Source organism: Flagellimonas amphidinii (assembly GCF_013090115.1).
Lineage (GTDB): Bacteria > Bacteroidota > Bacteroidia > Flavobacteriales > Flavobacteriaceae > Flagellimonas > Flagellimonas amphidinii.
Map to the genome: position 1 here is coordinate 644,401 of NZ_JABFNN010000039.1, position 17,359 is coordinate 661,759.

Consider the following 17,359-nt stretch of genomic DNA (forward strand, 5'->3'; position numbering starts at 1 on the left):
AGGTTTTGTGACTGAAGAACAACTGCATACGGCACTAAATTCTGGCCGAATTTCCAAAGCTCAGGTTGAGCAGTTGGTCGATCAATTGCTTTCACATCCAGAATTGGCAGGACCGTTGTTTCAAGAGGTGCTCAAAGAGGATTCTGAAGGAACTTTCAATGCCAGTTGGACGTTTGACCACCTCATGCGAAAAAAGTTGGTCTACCTATTGCCCATTTTTGATGAATTTGTGGACGGTTTGCCTCAATTGAAGTCAGAATCTTGCATTCGCCCCATGGCCCACACCTGTGAAATGATAGCGGAAGCTTATTTTAAAAAGAAAGATCCTGCTTTTATAAAAAACATAACAGATGAACAATTGGACAAAATACTGACCTCGTGTTTTGATTGGCTTATAAGTCCAATGAACATAGCCCCCAAGGTGTTCTCCATGACCACGCTCTACTATTTGGGCCTCAAATTTGATTGGGTACATCCAGAACTCAGGCTGGTATTGGAAGATACCTTTGCCACGGGAACTGTCGGTTACCAAAACAGGGCTAAAAAAACATTGGACAAGTTGACAAAATTAGGGCATTAAACTCTTTGAGTTTAAGTATCTTTGAGGCTTTCAAAATTCTTGACAACAATGTCCCTAACCGAACTCAATGCCATTTCTCCCATTGATGGCCGATACAGAAGCAAAACCGAATCTTTAAAGGATTATTTCTCTGAAGAAGCACTCATCAAATATCGTGTGCTTGTTGAAATTGAATATTTCATTGCGCTGTGTGAAATTCCACTACCACAGCTAGCAGATTTTGATACTGCAAAGTTCCCTGAGCTTCAAAAGATTTATTCGGATTTTTCGGCAGAGGACGCCAAAGCCATCAAGGATATTGAAAAGACCACCAATCATGATGTAAAAGCTGTGGAATATTTCATCAAACAACAATTTGATACATTGGGATTGGAAAAATACAAGGAGTTCATCCATTTTGGACTCACCTCTCAGGACATTAACAACACCGCCATTCCTTTATCCATAAAAGAGGCCATGAATGAGGTATATGTGCCGCTGTATTTTGAAGTATTCGAAAAATTAAAGGACCTGGCCCAGGAATGGGAAAACATCCCCATGTTGGCCAGAACACACGGGCAACCCGCCTCCCCCACCCGTTTGGGCAAAGAAATTGAGGTGTTCGTGGAACGATTGAGAGAACAGTTCAATTTATTGAACGATATCCCCAGTGCCGCCAAGTTTGGTGGAGCCACCGGAAATTATAATGCCCATAAAGTGGCTTATCCAGAAAACGATTGGAAGACATTTGGACAACAATTTGTACAAGAGAAGTTGGGCTTGCACCACTCTTTCCCTACCACCCAAATTGAGCATTACGACCATATGGCCGCTTTGTTTGATGGCCTCAAGCGCATCAACACTATTTACATAGATTTCAACCGGGATATCTGGACGTATATCTCGATGGATTATTTCAAACAAAAAATCAAAAAGGGAGAAGTGGGGTCTTCGGCCATGCCACACAAGGTGAACCCTATTGATTTTGAAAATTCCGAAGGAAATTTGGGTCTGGCCAATGCCCTATTTGAGCATTTGTCCGCAAAATTGCCTATTTCCAGATTGCAGCGCGACCTTACAGACAGCACAGTGCTACGCAATGTGGGAGTGCCCTTTGCGCACACCTTGGTAGGTTTTCTATCCACTTTAAAAGGTTTGGGCAAGCTGGTCTTGAATGCTGAAAAATTTGAGCAGGATTTGGAGGACAATTGGGCCGTAGTGGCCGAGGCCATACAGACCATCTTACGCAGGGAAGGGTATCCCAACCCATACGAAGCCCTAAAGGGCTTAACCCGAACCAATGAAAAGATTACCCAACAATCCATAGCGGACTTTATTGAGACGTTGGAAGTATCTGCTACCATAAAAGCTGAACTTAAAAAAATAACCCCAGCGAATTATACCGGGGTTTGATGGCTTAAATTCTCAAAGAGTTTTGATTTTTTTTTTGAGCTTTTGGGAAATTGCACTTATCGGTTCGGCTATGGCAAGTAGGGCAGGCAAAGAAACTTTTCGTTTCCGTTTCCGCACGTAGCCGAAGCTTTTGTATTTTGTTTTTATCTTTATTTCTCTAAAAGCCAAATCAAAAGATTTGGCGGACTTAGTAAACACGTCCAAGCCTTTCAATATATCACTTAATGCCCTATTTGCTATAGGTATTGTTAGCATTAGTCGTTTCCTTAAGTGTAATTTATATTCATTGAATTGTTTTTGATGAGTTTCAAATTTTTCGATACAATTTTCGGACAATCAACCTTATGTATATATGGATAGATAACTTGTAGTCATTCATAGAAAATCTTTTTTTATAATTAATTTAGGAGCAACTAATTTAAAAACCACAAACTTTTGGGAATATTTAATTTTCATCCAAACGGTCTTCATTTAATATTGTAATATATTCCCACTGAAATGGTAAAACATTATTTGAGTATCTAGGATTATCTTCTATATAATATTTATAATTTCCTGAATTTATGTGCTCAGCTGATGAATAGTACAAATCTGTAGAATAATAATCTATTTTTTCGATACTTAATGACGGGTATTTCTCCAAAATTTCTGCCGGAATTTCGCCAATAATTAGCTCTGTATTATTGGCCTCTGCATAAACACTCCAAAATATATTTATTAGTTGATTACTATCTTGGTCATTGTAGTTGTTGAAATTCCAATTTGTTCGACGCCATTGATAATCAAATACCGTATTGTAACTAAAGTTTTTTAATGAAGTATTAGAAACATTGAATACAGGTTTATTAGGTATATTTATAGATGTTGGTTTTGTTCCATATTTTGTATAATAATATCTATAGTCAGCCATACTAATACCAAAAAGAGTAGAGTAACTTTCATAACCGTCGATATATCCAATTCTAGATATTGTAGGACTATCATAAGAATTATAATTAGACATGGAAAACCCTCTTTTGAATTCGCTATCTTCAAAGCATCTAGTATTATAAAAAAAGTAGCTATTTTGAGGTAAATTAGTTTCTATTATTACATTATAATTTTTAAAGTCACCGTAATCAATTAAGATTTCAGGATCTGCAGGATTTGTTTCAATAAATAGATATTTTTGTATTTTATCAAAATCAGTAAAACTGAGTAAGTATTTATCGTAATTATTAAGTGTAATATCGGTTTTATCATATTTGTCAACATTCTGATTCGGATATTCTGCAAATTCATCATAATTTAGTGAACTAAGCAGATATCTATCAATACCAGGAATATTATTTAGACTTAAACTATATTGCGATGATTGCTTGTCTTCGTTATAAAATTCGGGATTTGGAATATTATCCCATTCATCACCTTTGTTCAAACCTGTATAAGTGATAATAGAATGTCCACGAATAGCATCTTGGGAAACTCGATGATTGCTTAAGGTCATATTCAAATACTCAATACTATCCAATAATGATTTTGGTTTTTCAAAAACGATTCTGTCTCTAAACTCAAATTGTTGAAAATCTATTAGATTTCCATCCTGATCGTGTATTAAAATCCAATTCTCTGAATCTTGATGGTGTTGCCTAGAATTAAAAGTAAAATAAACTACATTTTCGTCCTCAACTTCTTCCTTAATAGGATTATCAATTACTTCTTCTGAATCTTTCACGATGTTTTCAACAGATTCTGGGGTACAACTAAATAGTAGAATTATGCAAGTAATAAACAAAAAGTAAAATTTTCTCATGTTTTAGTGATTAGCCGATTAAACAAATAATTTAAATGATTTTATTAAAAGAATACTTAGGATTATATATAACTCTTTCCACCAAATTTCCAATTTAACTTAATTGGGGATTATAATTTGTTCTATTAATCATCTAAATAATCAATTTTTTTTCTATTTATGTTTTTATAATTAATGCTAACTAAAAGGATATGAATCCGTTGCAATGATTTATATCCTACGATAAGTGAAGTTAGGGTTTTTTGCATTAAAAATTTGGCGTTATTGGACAGTTTAACCTTATGGGTTGACGTACTATACGCAAAAATTGACCCTATAAAGCTGCAAAGGCACCCAATGGGTGCCTTTGCAGTAAAAATCAAATACATGTACGAATCTATCCTTCTTTATGTATTTCCACTTGATGAGGGTAAGGAATTTCAATTCCAGCTTCATCCAGTGCCAATTTGCAGTTTTCGTAGGTAGAAAAATACACATCCCAATAATCTTCTGGTTTGCAGAAAGGACGTACGGCAAAGTTTACGGAGCTATCGGCCAATTCCATCACATTCACCGAAGGTGCAGGGTCTTGCAACACCTGTGGGTTGGAGGTAAGCACGTTCAACAATACTTCTTTGGTCTTTTTAATGTCTTCTCCATAGCCCACACCCACAACAGTGTCCACACGAATCTTACCTTCTGCCGTGTAGTTGACAATGTTGCCGTTGGCCATGGCTCCGTTGGGCACAATGGCCAGTTTATTCTCTGGAGTGGTCAACTTGGTGGTGAAAATCTCAATTTCCTTTACCACACCCAATACACCTTGGGCCTCAATAAGATCCCCAATACGATATGGTTTAAAAATCATCAATAATACGCCACCGGCAAAGTTGGACAACGACCCTTGAAGGGCAAGCCCTATGGCAAGTCCAGCCGCAGCAATAACAGCCGCAAAGGTGGTCACATCAACCCCTAGTCGGGAAATAACGATGATGATCAGAAATACTTTGAGGGACCATGTTAAAAGATTGAGCAAAAATTTCTGCAGGGATTCCTCGTACTTGCTTTTGGCCATTACCTTTTTGGTGGTGCCAATAATTTTTTTGATCAACCATGAACCTACAATGTAAATGAGGATGGCCGTGACCAGTTTGGGTCCGAATTCTTTTGCTAAGTCCAACCCGTAATTCATCCATTCTTGTGCTTTTTCCATACTGTTTTCTTGATTTGTTAGTGTTCCAATGATGAGACACTAAGATAACAAGAAGGTCACAACATCATATTAAACCAATATTATTTGACAAAAAAAACCTGGACAAAGGCCCAGGTTTTTTTTATTGGATGGTTTATTTTGGTTATCCTTTCAAAAATTCCCCTATTTCTCCCAACCCTTCTCCTTTGTAGTCGGATTTTTGAATGGCCTGCATGAGTTGTGCAATGTGGGCGGGGTTCATATCCTTGCCCAAAACGCGTACCAAAGCAAATCCTTTATCTTTACTGTCCCCATAGATGATCACTTCGTCAATGGCATCTTCATCTCCCAAATATTTGATCACTCCTTTGCCATATTGCGAATTGATTTTCATCAACTCTACAAACTCGTCATCTTTTAAGATTTCCTTGACTTTGCTTTTTTCCAATTTGTACTCGGCCACGTTGTCCGCCGTTTTTCTAAAAGCCAGCAAGTTGAATTTACGCAATGATTCCACCGCTTCTTTTTGGGCAGGCGTTAAATCCACCGCTTCCATTTTAAGGATGCTGGCAGGAACATCAAGAGCTATAAAATTGGGGTTTTCTGAACTGTCCACATAATATTCCTGCAAGCTTTGTTGCGAAGAACATGAAGCTAAAAGCACTGCTGCTACAATTACTAAACTTCTTACTATATATTTCATCTGTACTTTTTTTGATTGATTGTTGTGATGATCTCTATGATAGGTAGAGGTATTGCCGGATTTGTTACAATCCGGCAGGTATTATTCTTTATCCAATTTGTTCAATCCTTTGTGCAACTTCATTTTCTTGGTGAGGGTGCCCACTTGGGTCAAATCGATATCCCCTCTCATGGTCAAAAGAACGGTTTCGAACTCAAAATCTGAATGATGGTTTTTCTTTTCATCAATTCCGGTAACGAACATCAATAATTCCTCCACGTGGTCATCGTCTTTCCCTTGTTTGATGTAAAACTTTAAGTTGGTATCCCCATCACGCACTTTCATCAACTCCACAAGATTGGCCGACCTCACATATTGTTTCATGGCTACGGCCATATCCGCAGCAGCACCTTTGTCTTCGGACAAGAAAATCTTAATGTCATTGATTCTCTTGGCAACTTCTACAAATTCCTGTGTTTCAGGATCGGCATCGTTTTCCATGATCTTTGTCATGATGTCCAACATTCCTTTATTGATGGTCACGGAACCTATTCTTTCTGAATCTTCAAACTTATCAAAGATAGATTGCGAGTTTCCCATAAATGGCGCACAGGCCAATACGATTAATACAATTAACTTTTTCATTGTGCTTAGTTTCCTTTTTTACCAGCGTTGTTCAATTCTTCGGGCAAGTTCATCTTTTTGGTCAATGAATTGATTTTGTTCAAATCAATATCACCAGTCAAAGACAATAAGACCGTTTCAAACTTTCTGCCGTCTGCTTCTATTTCCTTCAATCCAGTAACAAACATCAACAGTTCACTAACATGGTCATCATCCTTTCCCTGCTTAATGTAAAACTTAACATTGGCATCCTTATCCTTAACGCGCATAAGCTCCTCCAATCTTGCTGATTTCAGGTAACTGTTGACTGAATTTTTCATATCAGCCCCAATCTTGGAGTCATCAGTAGTAAACACTTTTAAACTTTTAAGACTACTGGCTATGTCCATGAAATCCCTTGCCTCGGGATCGTCTACCTCCACGTCAATTTTGGCCAGTAGGTTGAACATACTTTTGTTCACCACTACCGAGGTTACCTCATCCAAATCTTCGTACTTATCGAACAATGATTGCGAAAACCCTGTAAGTGGCAATACGGCAACTAATACGATTAAAATATTCCTTTTCATTTTTACGATTTTAATTGTTGTTGTAAATTTTTTGTTTTGCGACTTCAAACTCTTGTAAATAGGCCACTTTTTCTGTGCCCTTTCCAAAATTCTCCGCTAAGAGCTCAAAGGCTTTTTTGGTTTCTTGATAGGCATATTCTGCCTGTTTTCTTTCTTGGTATTCGTTCCCAAAATAGATACCAAAGGACAAAACTGCGACTGCTGCAACGGAAATCCACTTGTAATAGTTTTTTCTAGGTTTTAATGGAACCTGCTTGGTGTACCGTTCTTCCTTGGCAACGGAAAAGTAAGTGAACATTGGTTTGTATTGTTCTAAATGTGCGGCCACATCTTCTTTAGAAAAATACTCCTGTAACGTTCTTTCTTCATCCACTGTTGTGGTGGCTTCAAAATACTTTTCCAATAATTTTTCTATGTTATCCAATTCCATAGCTATGTTTTTTTATCAATTCTTGTCTCACTGCTTTTCGTGCTCTGGACAAAGTCACCCTAACCGCTGTGGGTTTCATGTCCAATAATTCACATATCTCTTCAAATTCGTATTGTTCCACATCACGGAGCTGTAAAACCATCTTTTGCTGTTCTGGCAGCTCTTCCATAATGCGTTCCATCCACTGAACACTATCTTCGGCCTCAAGTTGCTTTTGTAAGGATGTGTTTTCATCCGTATAATTGCTGTGCACCAACTTTAGGTTACTGGCCTGTTTGGATTTCAATCTGTCCAAACAAAAGTTCTTCGTCATTGTCATGGCAAATGCCTCAACATTTTTGTACTCCTCCATGGACTCATTCTTACTCCATAGTTTCAGCAAAATTTCCTGTGTGGCGTCTTCTGCTTCCTCCTTGGATACCAACAAACGTTTCGCAAGTCGGTATAGTTTATCCTTGAAGGGCATCACTACATTTAAAAATTCAGCCTGTTTCATTAGTTGTTTTAGTTGTTGTAGGTCATTTTTAAGGACCTTCATTATCACGACGACGCATATCGAAATTTGTTACAAAAAATTTGTATTGTCCTTGAATGTACCTATTTTGTACTTCAAAATTGTAAGATTTCAGAAAATTATAGCCTCACTTTTCAATCGTATTATTATTGGAATGGTAATTGAGGAACTTTATTAAAATTCAGCTATGAAAAAAATCTTCCCCCTACTTCTAGGGCTATCCCTATTGTTTATTTCTTGTAGTAGTGATGACAACGGTATTCAAAATGGAGACACTCCAGATCCAACTCCAGATGCAGATGTCACTGTCCAAAATTTTATGTGGCAGGCTATGAACCTTTGGTACTTTTGGCAGGGCGATGTTGATGATTTATCCGACACACGTTTTGCCAATGATGAAGAATACACTGAATTCCTTGAAGCTACCACAGACCCTGAAGAATTCTTCTTTGATGTGCTTTTATTTGAGGAGGACCGTTTTAGTTTCCTTAACGAAGACTATACAGAGTTGGTAAGCAACCTTTCTGGAGTATCCAAAAGCAATGGTTTGGAATTTGGCCTGGTACGTTTTTCCGAAGGAGATAATATTTTCGGTTATGTACAATATATAGTACCCAATTCCAATGCCTCAACTGCTGATATTAAAAGAGGGGATATTTTTACAAGGGTTGATGGACAAACGTTGACCATTAATAATTATAGAGGCCTTCTTTTTGGAGATAATGACACGTATACTTTGGGGTTGGCAGACATCAGTGGAACCACAATAACCGACAATGATACTGAAATAAGCCTCACCAAAATAGAAAACCAAGTAGAGGATCCTATTTTGGTTGCTGAAACTTTAGAAATCAACGGAACTAAAATTGCGTATTTGATGTACAACCGGTTTTTAAGCAGTTTTAATGAAGACTTGAATGCCGCCTTCGGGCAATTTGTTGCTGATGGCGCAACAGAACTTGTATTGGATATGCGATACAATCCTGGCGGTTCTGTAAATACTTCCAGACTTTTGGCAAGTATGGTCTATGGAACCAATACCAATGACCTTTACATAAGACAACGTTGGAACAGCAAAATCCAAGAACAATTGAGCGATGAGCAGTTAGAAGACTATTTTGCCAATTCAACAGGATTAAGTGCCATTAACTCCATGAATCTGAGCAAAGTGTACGTTCTTGCCACAGGAAGCTCAGCTTCTGCAAGCGAATTGGTCATGAACGGTTTGGCACCCTATGTGGATGTTGTTCATATCGGAGAAACCACTCGTGGCAAAAATGAATTCTCGATTACTTTAGTTGACGACCCAGAAGCATCCTTCATTTATAATAGTGACCGAGAGGATAACATTAATTCGGATAACAGTTGGGGACTACAGCCCTTGGTAGGGAGAAATGAAAACGCCGACGGTTTTTATGATTATACAAATGGTTTATCCCCAGATATTGTCTTAGAAGAAGATTTAACCAATTTAGGAGTGCTTGGTGACCCTAGCGAACCACTTTTGGCAAAAGCCATTGAAGAAATTACAGGGGTTTCTAGCAAAAAAGGACTCCAAGAAGTACAAATGGCAGCAAAGGCATTCACAAGCTCAAGAGTTCAAACACCTTTGCGAGACAATATGTATCTGGATAAACCCCTAAATATAAAAATCAAATAAAAAAAAGCGGCCTATCGGCCGCTTTTTCGTTAGAATGACTCATGTACTAACGTACTTTCCTCTTCATTTTCAGGTGCAAATATTTTCCCGAGAGATATTCGGGAATTTTAATGATTTCAGGGTGAAAAAGGCCTGCCAATAATTCAATGCCATTTACCAAAGTATTTGCGGATGATTGGGTGAACATGTCAAAATCTGCAATGAACACTGCGTCATTCTGTACAGCTTTAAGATTTTTCCATCCCTCTTTTTCGCGCAATATGTGTAACTCTTCCAAGGTGCGCTCCACTGTGAATCCACATGGAGCAATCACCAAAACTTCGGGGTCATATTTTATGATTTTATCCCAACGGGTCACAATACTATCCCCAGATGGATTGGAAAGCATATCCACACCACCCGCATAGGCTATTTGGTGAGGTATCCAGTGTCCACAATTGAAAATAGGGTCCATCCATTCCAAAAGCATGACCCTTTTGGGCAATGCCTTGGAAACTCTTAATTTATCAATGATGAGGTCTATCCTTTTACGTAATCCATCCAAATATAGGTAAGCGGCTTCCTCTTTACCCAATGCCTTGGCAATAGTTACCGCAGATTCAAAAACATCATCCAAAGACTCAGGACTTATGGATATCAATTGGGGTTGTTTATCCAAGTTGGCCACAGCAGCCGCCGTACATGCGGTATCTATCTGGCAGATATCGCACATATCTTGGGTAAAAATGATATCTGGTGCTATCTCCTCCAAAAGTGGTTCATCCACATAATACAAATCCTTTCCTTGATGTTTACTAGCAGAGAAAAGGGCATCAATCTCTATACTGGAAAGGTTTTTACCCTCCAGAATACAACGCACCACAGGTTTTTTCTCTTTCAAAGCCTGTTCTGGGCATTCAAAAGTGACGCCATGCAAATGCCCATCCAATCCCATGTCGTAAAGCATTTGGGTGACAGCAGGCAAAAAAGAACAGACCTTTAACATAAATCAAATTATAGGATTAAAGGGTAAGATTGAACCCCGCACTAATATTTCTTCCCCTAGTGGTGAAACCAATAACCTCCACAAATTCTTCATTCAATACATTGTTGGCATTGATAAAGAACTTAAAATTGTGGCAAAGTTGATGTTCTGCATACAAATTGACCAACGAAAAAGGCTCCAAAGCAACATCCATAAATGTGCTAAAATCCGTATCAAATCGGTCTCCGGTATATTGGTAGGTCAGCGAAGCATTGGTTTTCTCCGAAAATGCATAGGCCAAGGAAGCATTTACCTTGTGTTTTGGGATGCGGATGGCGTTATCCCCTTTTCGCTCCGTATAGGTGTAATTCAATCCAAAATTCAGCGCATCAAGAGGGTTCCATTCAATTTCCGTTTCCACGCCACTTGCATCAATTTCATCAGAAATGTTAATACTGATAAAATTTTGATCAAAACCAATCCTATTTTTTTCGTTTCTGGTAAAATATAAGGCACTGATTCGCAGCTTATCATTTACTGCATATTCAACACCCCCTTCAATTGTAGTATTCTCCTCAGGATCCAGATTTTCATTGCCAAAACTGCCGAACAATTGGGTTAGATTGGGTGTAATGTAGGAGGTGGCATAAGATCCTAAAAATTTTACATAGCCTTCGGACAATGGAAAAGTATAGGATGGATTCAAATTATAGACCAAATGGTTGCCATATTCGGAATGTGTATTCAAACGAGCTCCGGCATTAAGATTCAAGCCAAACCCCGAAACATAGACCACATTGGCATAAGGGTCTAAGATTGTAAATTCCTCTTCATTGGTAAAAACCGCTTTGTCCGTTAGATAATCAACTCCTAAAACGGTGTACAACTTATCCGCAAAAGTGTATTTATTGTAAGCGTTGATAGTCAAATTCTTTCCATCAGAAATACTTTCGCCAAAGGTGGACCTAGAATCAGTTTCATAATCTGAATAAGCGGCATTGATATGGGTTTCCCCTTTACCGTATTTATATGTTGAAGATAATCCCACTCGTTGCTGGTCCACTAAAGTGCGATTGGGGGCTTCTGCCAAGGATGCATCAAATTCTGTATCATATTTGGTTTGATTACCATAAATGGTAAAATCAAAATTTTCCGAAAACTGATACCCTAATTTAACCATAGTACTGAATTGAGAGAAATCGTCCTCTTCATTTTCAGGCGTAACCGCTGCCGACATTCCATTGGAATACCTATTTGAAAAAGCAACACTGTACTTAAACCTGTTCAGTGTGCCACTCACATTGGCACTGTTGGTAAAACTGGCTAGATTATAGTTTTGGTCATCAGCCGTTTGATTGGTTCCGAAAGTGGATTGGAAATTTCCAGCGATCTCCTTTGTAGCGCTTTTTTTCGTGGTGATGTTGATTACAGCAGTAGCTGCATTGGTTCCATACAAGGTACTTGCTGCACCTTTTATGATTTCTATGGATTCAACTTGTGTTGTTGACAAAAGTCTAAGGTCGTACTCGGCAGAAAATGAAGAGGGGTCCGCCACTCGCACACCATCAATCAGAATCAACACTTGTCTTCCTCTACCGCCACGGGCAAAAACACCAAACACAGCACCATCCCTGCCTCGGCTTCCAGTAATTTCAAGGCCACTTTTCGTATTGATGATTTCTGGAATGGTCTTCCCTTGATTTTTTTCCAGCTCTTCAGCCGAAATTTTAATGACGGTTTTACCCGAATTTTCACGTTTCAGAGCAAACCTTGAGTCACTCACCACAACTTCATCAAGTTGTTGGATTTGAGTTGAATCTTGTTGTATTTCTTGCGCAACAAGTCCCTTTACCGCCAAAACAGCGGCACATGTCCATAAATAATTTTTGTTCATTTCGTTTACGAGAATAAACGGGAGAATAGTATGATACCCATACGTAAACTTTTATCCCGAAAGTTTTACACTATTTGTTTTGAATTTGGCAGGTATCCTGACTTGTTCAATGTTGCTTAACCTTCCCATCCAATTTTGGACAGTGGTTTACGAAGAAGCAACATTCCCATTCTAGGGATGCCAAACATAGTTTGGCAGTAACTTACAGTTGCGGGAACAGTTCCGGATTTACACCGGATTCCCTTTTAATCACACGAGCCAACGCATGAACCTAAATTCAGCGCGAAAGTAATGATTCTGTTTAATCTTTTTTTGTAAAAATTAAATAATCTTACTTTTGGTCCTATGACAACAAATCAACTTAAAACACTTGTTTTTGCAATATTTTTGTTCGTTTCTCTTGTAGCGTGTGGAGAAAAAAAGAAGCCTTTACCCGTTGAACATACCACAACCAAATCTCCAATTGAGCATGCCAAGGGTTTTACTATTGAAAAAAATGGTGATATCACAATCATTGAGGTCAATTCAGCTTGGCCAGGAGCGGCAACCACCTTTAAATACGCTCTGGTGCCTAGGGAGAAATTGGCTTCCATTACGCTTCCAAGAGACGCTTATGATGCCATCATTGCCACTCCTTTGGAACGCATAGTTGTCACTTCCACTACACATATTCCATCTTTGGAGGCCTTGGGCGTATTAAATTCCATGGTGGGTTTTCCCAATACGGACCTTATTTCCTCAACTAAAGCAAGACAGTTGGTAAATGATGGAGAAATCAAAGAATTGGGTTCCAACGAGAGCATGAATACAGAAATTGTGCTAGAGCTAAATCCTGAGCTCATTATGGGATTTGGAATAAACGACACCAATAAAGCCTATGCAACCATCAAACAATCTGGTATTTCAGTGGTCTATAATGGGGATTGGGTGGAACAGACCCCATTGGGCAAGGCAGAATGGATTAAGTTTTTTGCTCCTTTCTTCAACAAAGAAGTAGAGGCAGACAGCATTTTTTCAACAATCGAAACATCATATACAGCTGCAAAAAAATTAGCCCAAAATGCAAAAGAACAACCCACAGTGCTAACAGGCGGACTATATAAAGATGTATGGTACATTTCTGGTGGAAAAAGTTGGATGGCGCAGTTTTTAAAGGATGCCAATGCCAAATATATTTGGTCAGAAACCAGTGAAACTGGAAGCATTGGTTTAAGTTTGGAAGCTGTTTTGGGAAAGGCACAACACGCAGATTTTTGGCTGAATCCATCCATGCACAGATCTTATGAAGAATTGGGCAATGTGAATGCTCACCACAAACAGTTTGAAGCATTCAAAAACAGAAAAATCTATTCCAACAATATCAAAGCCGGAGCAACTGGTGGGCTTCTTTTTTATGAATTGGCACCGCAGAGACCTGATTTGGTGCTCAAAGACCTAATCTCAGTTTTACATCCTGAACTTTTGCCTGATTATGAACCTCATTTTATGATGCCCCTGCAATAAATGTATCCATCAGCGTCATATCGCATCTCATTTGTGTTGATTTTCATCGCACTGTGCCTTGCATGGTTATTGAATATTGGCTCAGGCTCTGTTTCCATCCCCTTCACGGACATGTTCAGCATTTTGTTCGGAAATGAAGCTGCGTCGGACTCATGGCGGTATATCATCTGGGACTATCGTATTCCAAAAGCGTTTACTTCCATTTTAGTGGGCGGGGGACTTGCCTTGAGCGGACTTTTAATGCAAACTTTGTTCAAAAACCCCTTGGCAGGCCCTTTTGTGCTGGGAATTAGTTCTGGAGCAAGCTTGGGTGCAGCTTTGTTGCTGATGGGAGCTACTTTATTTACAGGATTGACTTCCTTTTCCTTTCTGGGCAGTGTAAGTTTGGCCATTGCGGCAAGTATTGGAAGTTTTCTTGTTTTGCTGGTTGTAATCGTGGTAGCCCAAAGAATTAAGGATACCATGGCCCTTTTGATCATCGGATTGATGTTTGGCAGCATCACATCTGCCTTGGTCAGTGTACTCGCCTATTTTTCAAGTGCGGAGAACTTACAACGGTTTATTTTTTGGTCCTTCGGAAGTGTGGGCAACCTCTCTATGCACCAAGTATCACTTTTAGGTGGAATTGTTTTGATCGGTGTCTTACTGAGTGTGCTATCCATCAAATCCCTAAATGCCTATCTCTTGGGAGAAAATTATGCGCAAAGTCTTGGCGTATCCCTGAAAAAGTCGAGGTACACTATAATTATTGCCACAGGTTTGTTGGCAGGAGGAATTACCGCCTTTGCAGGCCCCATTGCTTTTGTAGGGTTGGCAGTTCCACATTTAACCCGACAACTGTTTGACACCATGGAGCACCGTATCCTTATTCCAGCGGTTTTTTTATATGGTGCCATTTTGATGTTGTTGTGCGACACCTTGGCTCAATTACCCAATTCGGCAAACATCTTGCCCATTAATGTGATTACCTCCTTGGTTGGAGCACCCGTAGTAATTTGGCTGTTGGTGAGAAAACGCAAAATAATGTTTTGATGCAGCATCCAATGAAACATATTCTAAAAGTGGAAAATTTGGCCATTGGTTACAAATCAAAAGCCGTTGCCCAACATATCAATTTTTCCTTGGAACCTGGAGTACTTTGTGGCATTGTGGGCGTAAATGGTATTGGAAAATCCACTTTATTGCGAACATTGGCAGGATTTCAGCCCAAATTGGAGGGATCTATTGAAATTCAGCATAAAAAACTGGAAGAACTTGTGCAAAACCTGCTCGCCAAACAACTGAGTGTAGTGTTGACGGAACAACCGGCTTCCAAAAATTTGACCGTACAAGAATTGATAACCCTCGGTCGTCAACCGCATACCAATTGGCTGGGTTCTTTGACCCATCAAGATAAAAAGTTTATCCAAGAAAGTCTCTCAACATTTATGTTGCAAGACTTACGAGAACGTAAATGTTACGAACTTAGCGATGGTCAATTGCAACGCGTTTTTATTGCAAGGGCCATGGCTCAAGATACATCCATAATTCTATTGGATGAGCCTACGACCCATCTGGATCTGTATCATAAAGTTCAAATTTTAAGGTTATTGCAAGAACTGGCGCATCAACAACAAAAAACCATACTATTCACCACCCACGAAATTGATTTGGCCATACAGCTTTGCGACAAAATGTTACTATTGAATGGCACCGACAATCCTTTTGGAGAACCTTGTGAATTGATCGAGCAAAAACATTTTGAACGCCTATTTCCTTCAGAAATGGTAAAGTTTGACCCTAAAACCGGCTCTTTTAAGGTGAATAAGTAAGTTGATTTTCCATTCTGCCATCAACAGGAATCGTTTATCTTTATCCGAAGAAATCATTACATGAGTACTGAACTTATTTATGTTATTACAGGACTTGTAACCTTGGTATTAGGATTACTGATAGGCATCTATATCCAAAAATTAAAGACCAAATCCAATGAAAGTGTTTGGGGAGAGCGTGAACACCAGTTGAATGCCAGTATCAAATCCCTTAATGACAAACTTCTAGAAGCTGACCAAGAAAAGAAAGACCTCCAGTCTGAAAAAGAACACCAAAGCAATCAATTGGTCAGATACCAAGCTGATTTAGAGAATTTGCAACGTATCAATACCGAGCAAAAACAAGAAGTTGAAAAATTACAGGAAAAGTTCGCCAAGGATTTTGAAAATCTAGCCAATAAAATCCTAGAGGACAAAAGCGAAAAATTTACCAAAAGAAACAAGGAAAATATTGAGAATATTCTAACTCCACTCAACAAAAAAATAAAAGAGTTTGAGGAAAAGGTGGAAAAATCCCAAAAGGAGAATATCAGTATCCATTCAGCACTTAAGGAGCAATTGCTCAACCTTCAAAACCAAAATTTAAAAATAACCCAAGAGGCAGAAAATTTAACCAAAGCCCTAAAGGGAGATAGCAAAACGCAAGGTAACTGGGGAGAATTGGTATTGGAACGGGTATTGGAAAAATCTGGTTTAGAGAAAGATAGGGAATACAGCGTACAGCAAAGCTTTACTCGTGAAGATGGGAGTCGAGTAATGCCCGATGTCATCATCCATCTGCCCAATGGCAAAAAAATGATTGTGGATTCCAAGGTTTCGCTCACGGATTATGAGCGATACACCAATGCCGATGAGGATGATAAACCTAAATTTTTAAAAGATCACATCAATTCCCTACGGAAACATGTGGAGCAACTTTCCGCAAAAAAATATGAGGACCTCTATGAAATAGAGAGCCCAGATTTTGTATTGATGTTCGTTCCCATTGAACCTGCTTTTGCCATCGCCATTAATGAGGACAACCTGATTTACAACAAAGCTTTTGAGCAAAATATAGTTATTGTAACCCCTTCTACCCTCTTGGCCACATTACGTACCATAGACACTATGTGGAACAACGAGAAACAACAAAAAAATGCCATTGAAATTGCACGGCAAGCTGGTGCGCTGTATGACAAGTTTGAAGGTTTTGTAACAGATTTGACCAAAGTGGGCAAGAAAATGGACGAGGCCAAAAGTGAGTATCGTGGCGCCATGAACAAATTGGTAGAAGGTCGTGGTAATATCATCACAAGTATTGAAAAATTAAAAAAGATGGGGGCCAAAGCCAAGAAATCCATTCCAGAACCCATTTTGAAACGAGCTCAAGAAGATGATTTTGAAGAACCCAAACTTGAACTATAACCCATGAGAAAGTTTCTATTTATTGCCATTTCTGTCATTATCCTTGGTATTGCAGCATATTTTGCCTTTATCTATTACGTTCCTTTCAGTGAAGGATATCGTTCCGGTGAGTTGATCAAGTTCAGTAGAAAAGGTGTATTGGTCAAGACTTGGGAAGGCCAAATAAGCCAAGGAATTTCAGGTACCAATATTTTTTCCTTTTCTGTTGAGGACAGTGAAGAGGAAATCATTGAAAAAATGAAAGATTTTCAAGGTCGCTATGTAAAAGTGGCCTACAAGGAACGCTATTCCACCTTTTTTTGGTTGGGCGACACCAAATATTTTATCATTGACATTGAACCTGAAGAATCCCCTCATTTTCAAAACTAA

17 protein-coding genes and 1 riboswitch are annotated in these 17,359 nt (G+C 38.8%); of the genes, 8 read left to right on the plus strand and 9 right to left on the minus strand.

All coding sequences use genetic code 11. The features are described 5' to 3' along the window. The first annotated feature begins 7 nt into the window (after positions 1-7). Together HJC33_RS14845 and purB are read left to right on the plus strand one after the other, a co-directional pair. Entirely contained in the window at positions 8-580 is a 573-nt protein-coding gene (locus HJC33_RS14845) for a hypothetical protein (RefSeq protein WP_171659598.1), read from the plus strand. A 48-nt stretch (positions 581-628) separates the two neighbouring features. Further along, on the plus strand, positions 629-1,972 hold the full coding sequence (gene purB / locus HJC33_RS14850; protein ID WP_171659599.1) for an adenylosuccinate lyase: 1,344 nt from the start codon (positions 629-631) through the stop codon (positions 1,970-1,972). 445 nt (positions 1,973-2,417) lie between these two features. Here the strand turns inward: purB and HJC33_RS14855 are convergent, their stop codons facing one another. The 7 genes from HJC33_RS14855 to HJC33_RS14885 all read right to left on the minus strand — a co-directional run bounded on the left by HJC33_RS14855 (position 2,418) and on the right by HJC33_RS14885 (position 7,736). Further along, the gene (locus HJC33_RS14855) at positions 2,418-3,686 is read right to left on the minus strand and encodes a hypothetical protein (protein ID WP_171659600.1); all 1,269 of its coding nucleotides are present in this window, start codon (positions 3,684-3,686) and stop codon (positions 2,418-2,420) included. A 454-nt stretch (positions 3,687-4,140) separates the two neighbouring features. Continuing rightward, positions 4,141-4,956 (minus strand): mechanosensitive ion channel family protein, encoded by an 816-nt coding sequence (locus HJC33_RS14860; protein ID WP_171659601.1) that lies wholly within the window; start codon positions 4,954-4,956, stop codon positions 4,141-4,143. A gap of 142 nt (positions 4,957-5,098) precedes the next feature. Beyond that, positions 5,099-5,638: a DUF4252 domain-containing protein gene (locus HJC33_RS14865; protein WP_171659602.1), complete on the minus strand. Its 540-nt coding sequence runs from the start codon at positions 5,636-5,638 to the stop codon at positions 5,099-5,101. A gap of 81 nt (positions 5,639-5,719) precedes the next feature. Continuing rightward, positions 5,720-6,262 carry a DUF4252 domain-containing protein gene (locus tag HJC33_RS14870; protein ID WP_171659603.1) on the minus strand — a complete coding sequence of 181 codons (543 nt, stop codon included), beginning with the start codon at positions 6,260-6,262 and terminating at the stop codon, positions 5,720-5,722. A 5-nt stretch (positions 6,263-6,267) separates the two neighbouring features. Further along, the gene (locus HJC33_RS14875; RefSeq protein WP_171659604.1) at positions 6,268-6,810 is read right to left on the minus strand and encodes a DUF4252 domain-containing protein; all 543 of its coding nucleotides are present in this window, start codon (positions 6,808-6,810) and stop codon (positions 6,268-6,270) included. Between the two features lie 10 nt (positions 6,811-6,820). Then, positions 6,821-7,240 carry a hypothetical protein gene (locus HJC33_RS14880; RefSeq protein ID WP_171659605.1) on the minus strand — a complete coding sequence of 140 codons (420 nt, stop codon included), beginning with the start codon at positions 7,238-7,240 and terminating at the stop codon, positions 6,821-6,823. Beyond that, positions 7,227-7,736: an RNA polymerase sigma factor gene (locus tag HJC33_RS14885; RefSeq protein ID WP_171659606.1), complete on the minus strand. Its 510-nt coding sequence runs from the start codon at positions 7,734-7,736 to the stop codon at positions 7,227-7,229. Before HJC33_RS14885 ends, HJC33_RS14880 begins: the two co-directional genes overlap by 14 nt. Before the next feature lie 205 nt (positions 7,737-7,941). Here HJC33_RS14885 and HJC33_RS14890 point away from each other — a divergent pair, with 205 nt between their 5' ends. Beyond that, complete coding sequence (locus tag HJC33_RS14890; protein WP_171659607.1) at positions 7,942-9,414, plus strand: S41 family peptidase; 1,473 nt, start codon at positions 7,942-7,944, stop codon at positions 9,412-9,414. 46 nt (positions 9,415-9,460) lie between these two features. On the opposite strand, the gene HJC33_RS14895 is transcribed toward HJC33_RS14890, so the two are convergent. After that, positions 9,461-10,399: an ABC transporter substrate-binding protein gene (locus HJC33_RS14895; RefSeq protein WP_171659608.1), complete on the minus strand. Its 939-nt coding sequence runs from the start codon at positions 10,397-10,399 to the stop codon at positions 9,461-9,463. 16 nt (positions 10,400-10,415) lie between these two features. Beyond that, positions 10,416-12,272 carry a TonB-dependent receptor plug domain-containing protein gene (locus tag HJC33_RS14900; protein ID WP_171659609.1) on the minus strand — a complete coding sequence of 619 codons (1,857 nt, stop codon included), beginning with the start codon at positions 12,270-12,272 and terminating at the stop codon, positions 10,416-10,418. A gap of 70 nt (positions 12,273-12,342) precedes the next feature. Further along, positions 12,343-12,562: riboswitch (cobalamin riboswitch) on the minus strand. 55 nt (positions 12,563-12,617) lie between these two features. Here HJC33_RS14900 and HJC33_RS14905 point away from each other — a divergent pair. Genes HJC33_RS14905 through HJC33_RS14925 form a run of 5 tightly spaced genes read left to right on the plus strand, consistent with a single transcriptional unit; the run spans position 12,618 to position 17,359 of the window. Then, positions 12,618-13,775 (plus strand): ABC transporter substrate-binding protein, encoded by a 1,158-nt coding sequence (locus tag HJC33_RS14905; protein WP_171659610.1) that lies wholly within the window; start codon positions 12,618-12,620, stop codon positions 13,773-13,775. After that, a complete protein-coding gene (locus tag HJC33_RS14910; protein ID WP_171659611.1) occupies positions 13,776-14,807 on the plus strand; it encodes a FecCD family ABC transporter permease in 1,032 nt (343 codons plus the stop codon). Continuing rightward, complete coding sequence (locus HJC33_RS14915) at positions 14,807-15,586, plus strand: ABC transporter ATP-binding protein (protein WP_171659612.1); 780 nt, start codon at positions 14,807-14,809, stop codon at positions 15,584-15,586. Before HJC33_RS14910 ends, HJC33_RS14915 begins: the two co-directional genes overlap by 1 nt. Before the next feature lie 60 nt (positions 15,587-15,646). Then, complete coding sequence (locus HJC33_RS14920; RefSeq protein ID WP_171659613.1) at positions 15,647-16,990, plus strand: DNA recombination protein RmuC; 1,344 nt, start codon at positions 15,647-15,649, stop codon at positions 16,988-16,990. 3 nt (positions 16,991-16,993) lie between these two features. Then, complete coding sequence (locus HJC33_RS14925; protein ID WP_171659614.1) at positions 16,994-17,359, plus strand: 6-phosphogluconate dehydrogenase; 366 nt, start codon at positions 16,994-16,996, stop codon at positions 17,357-17,359.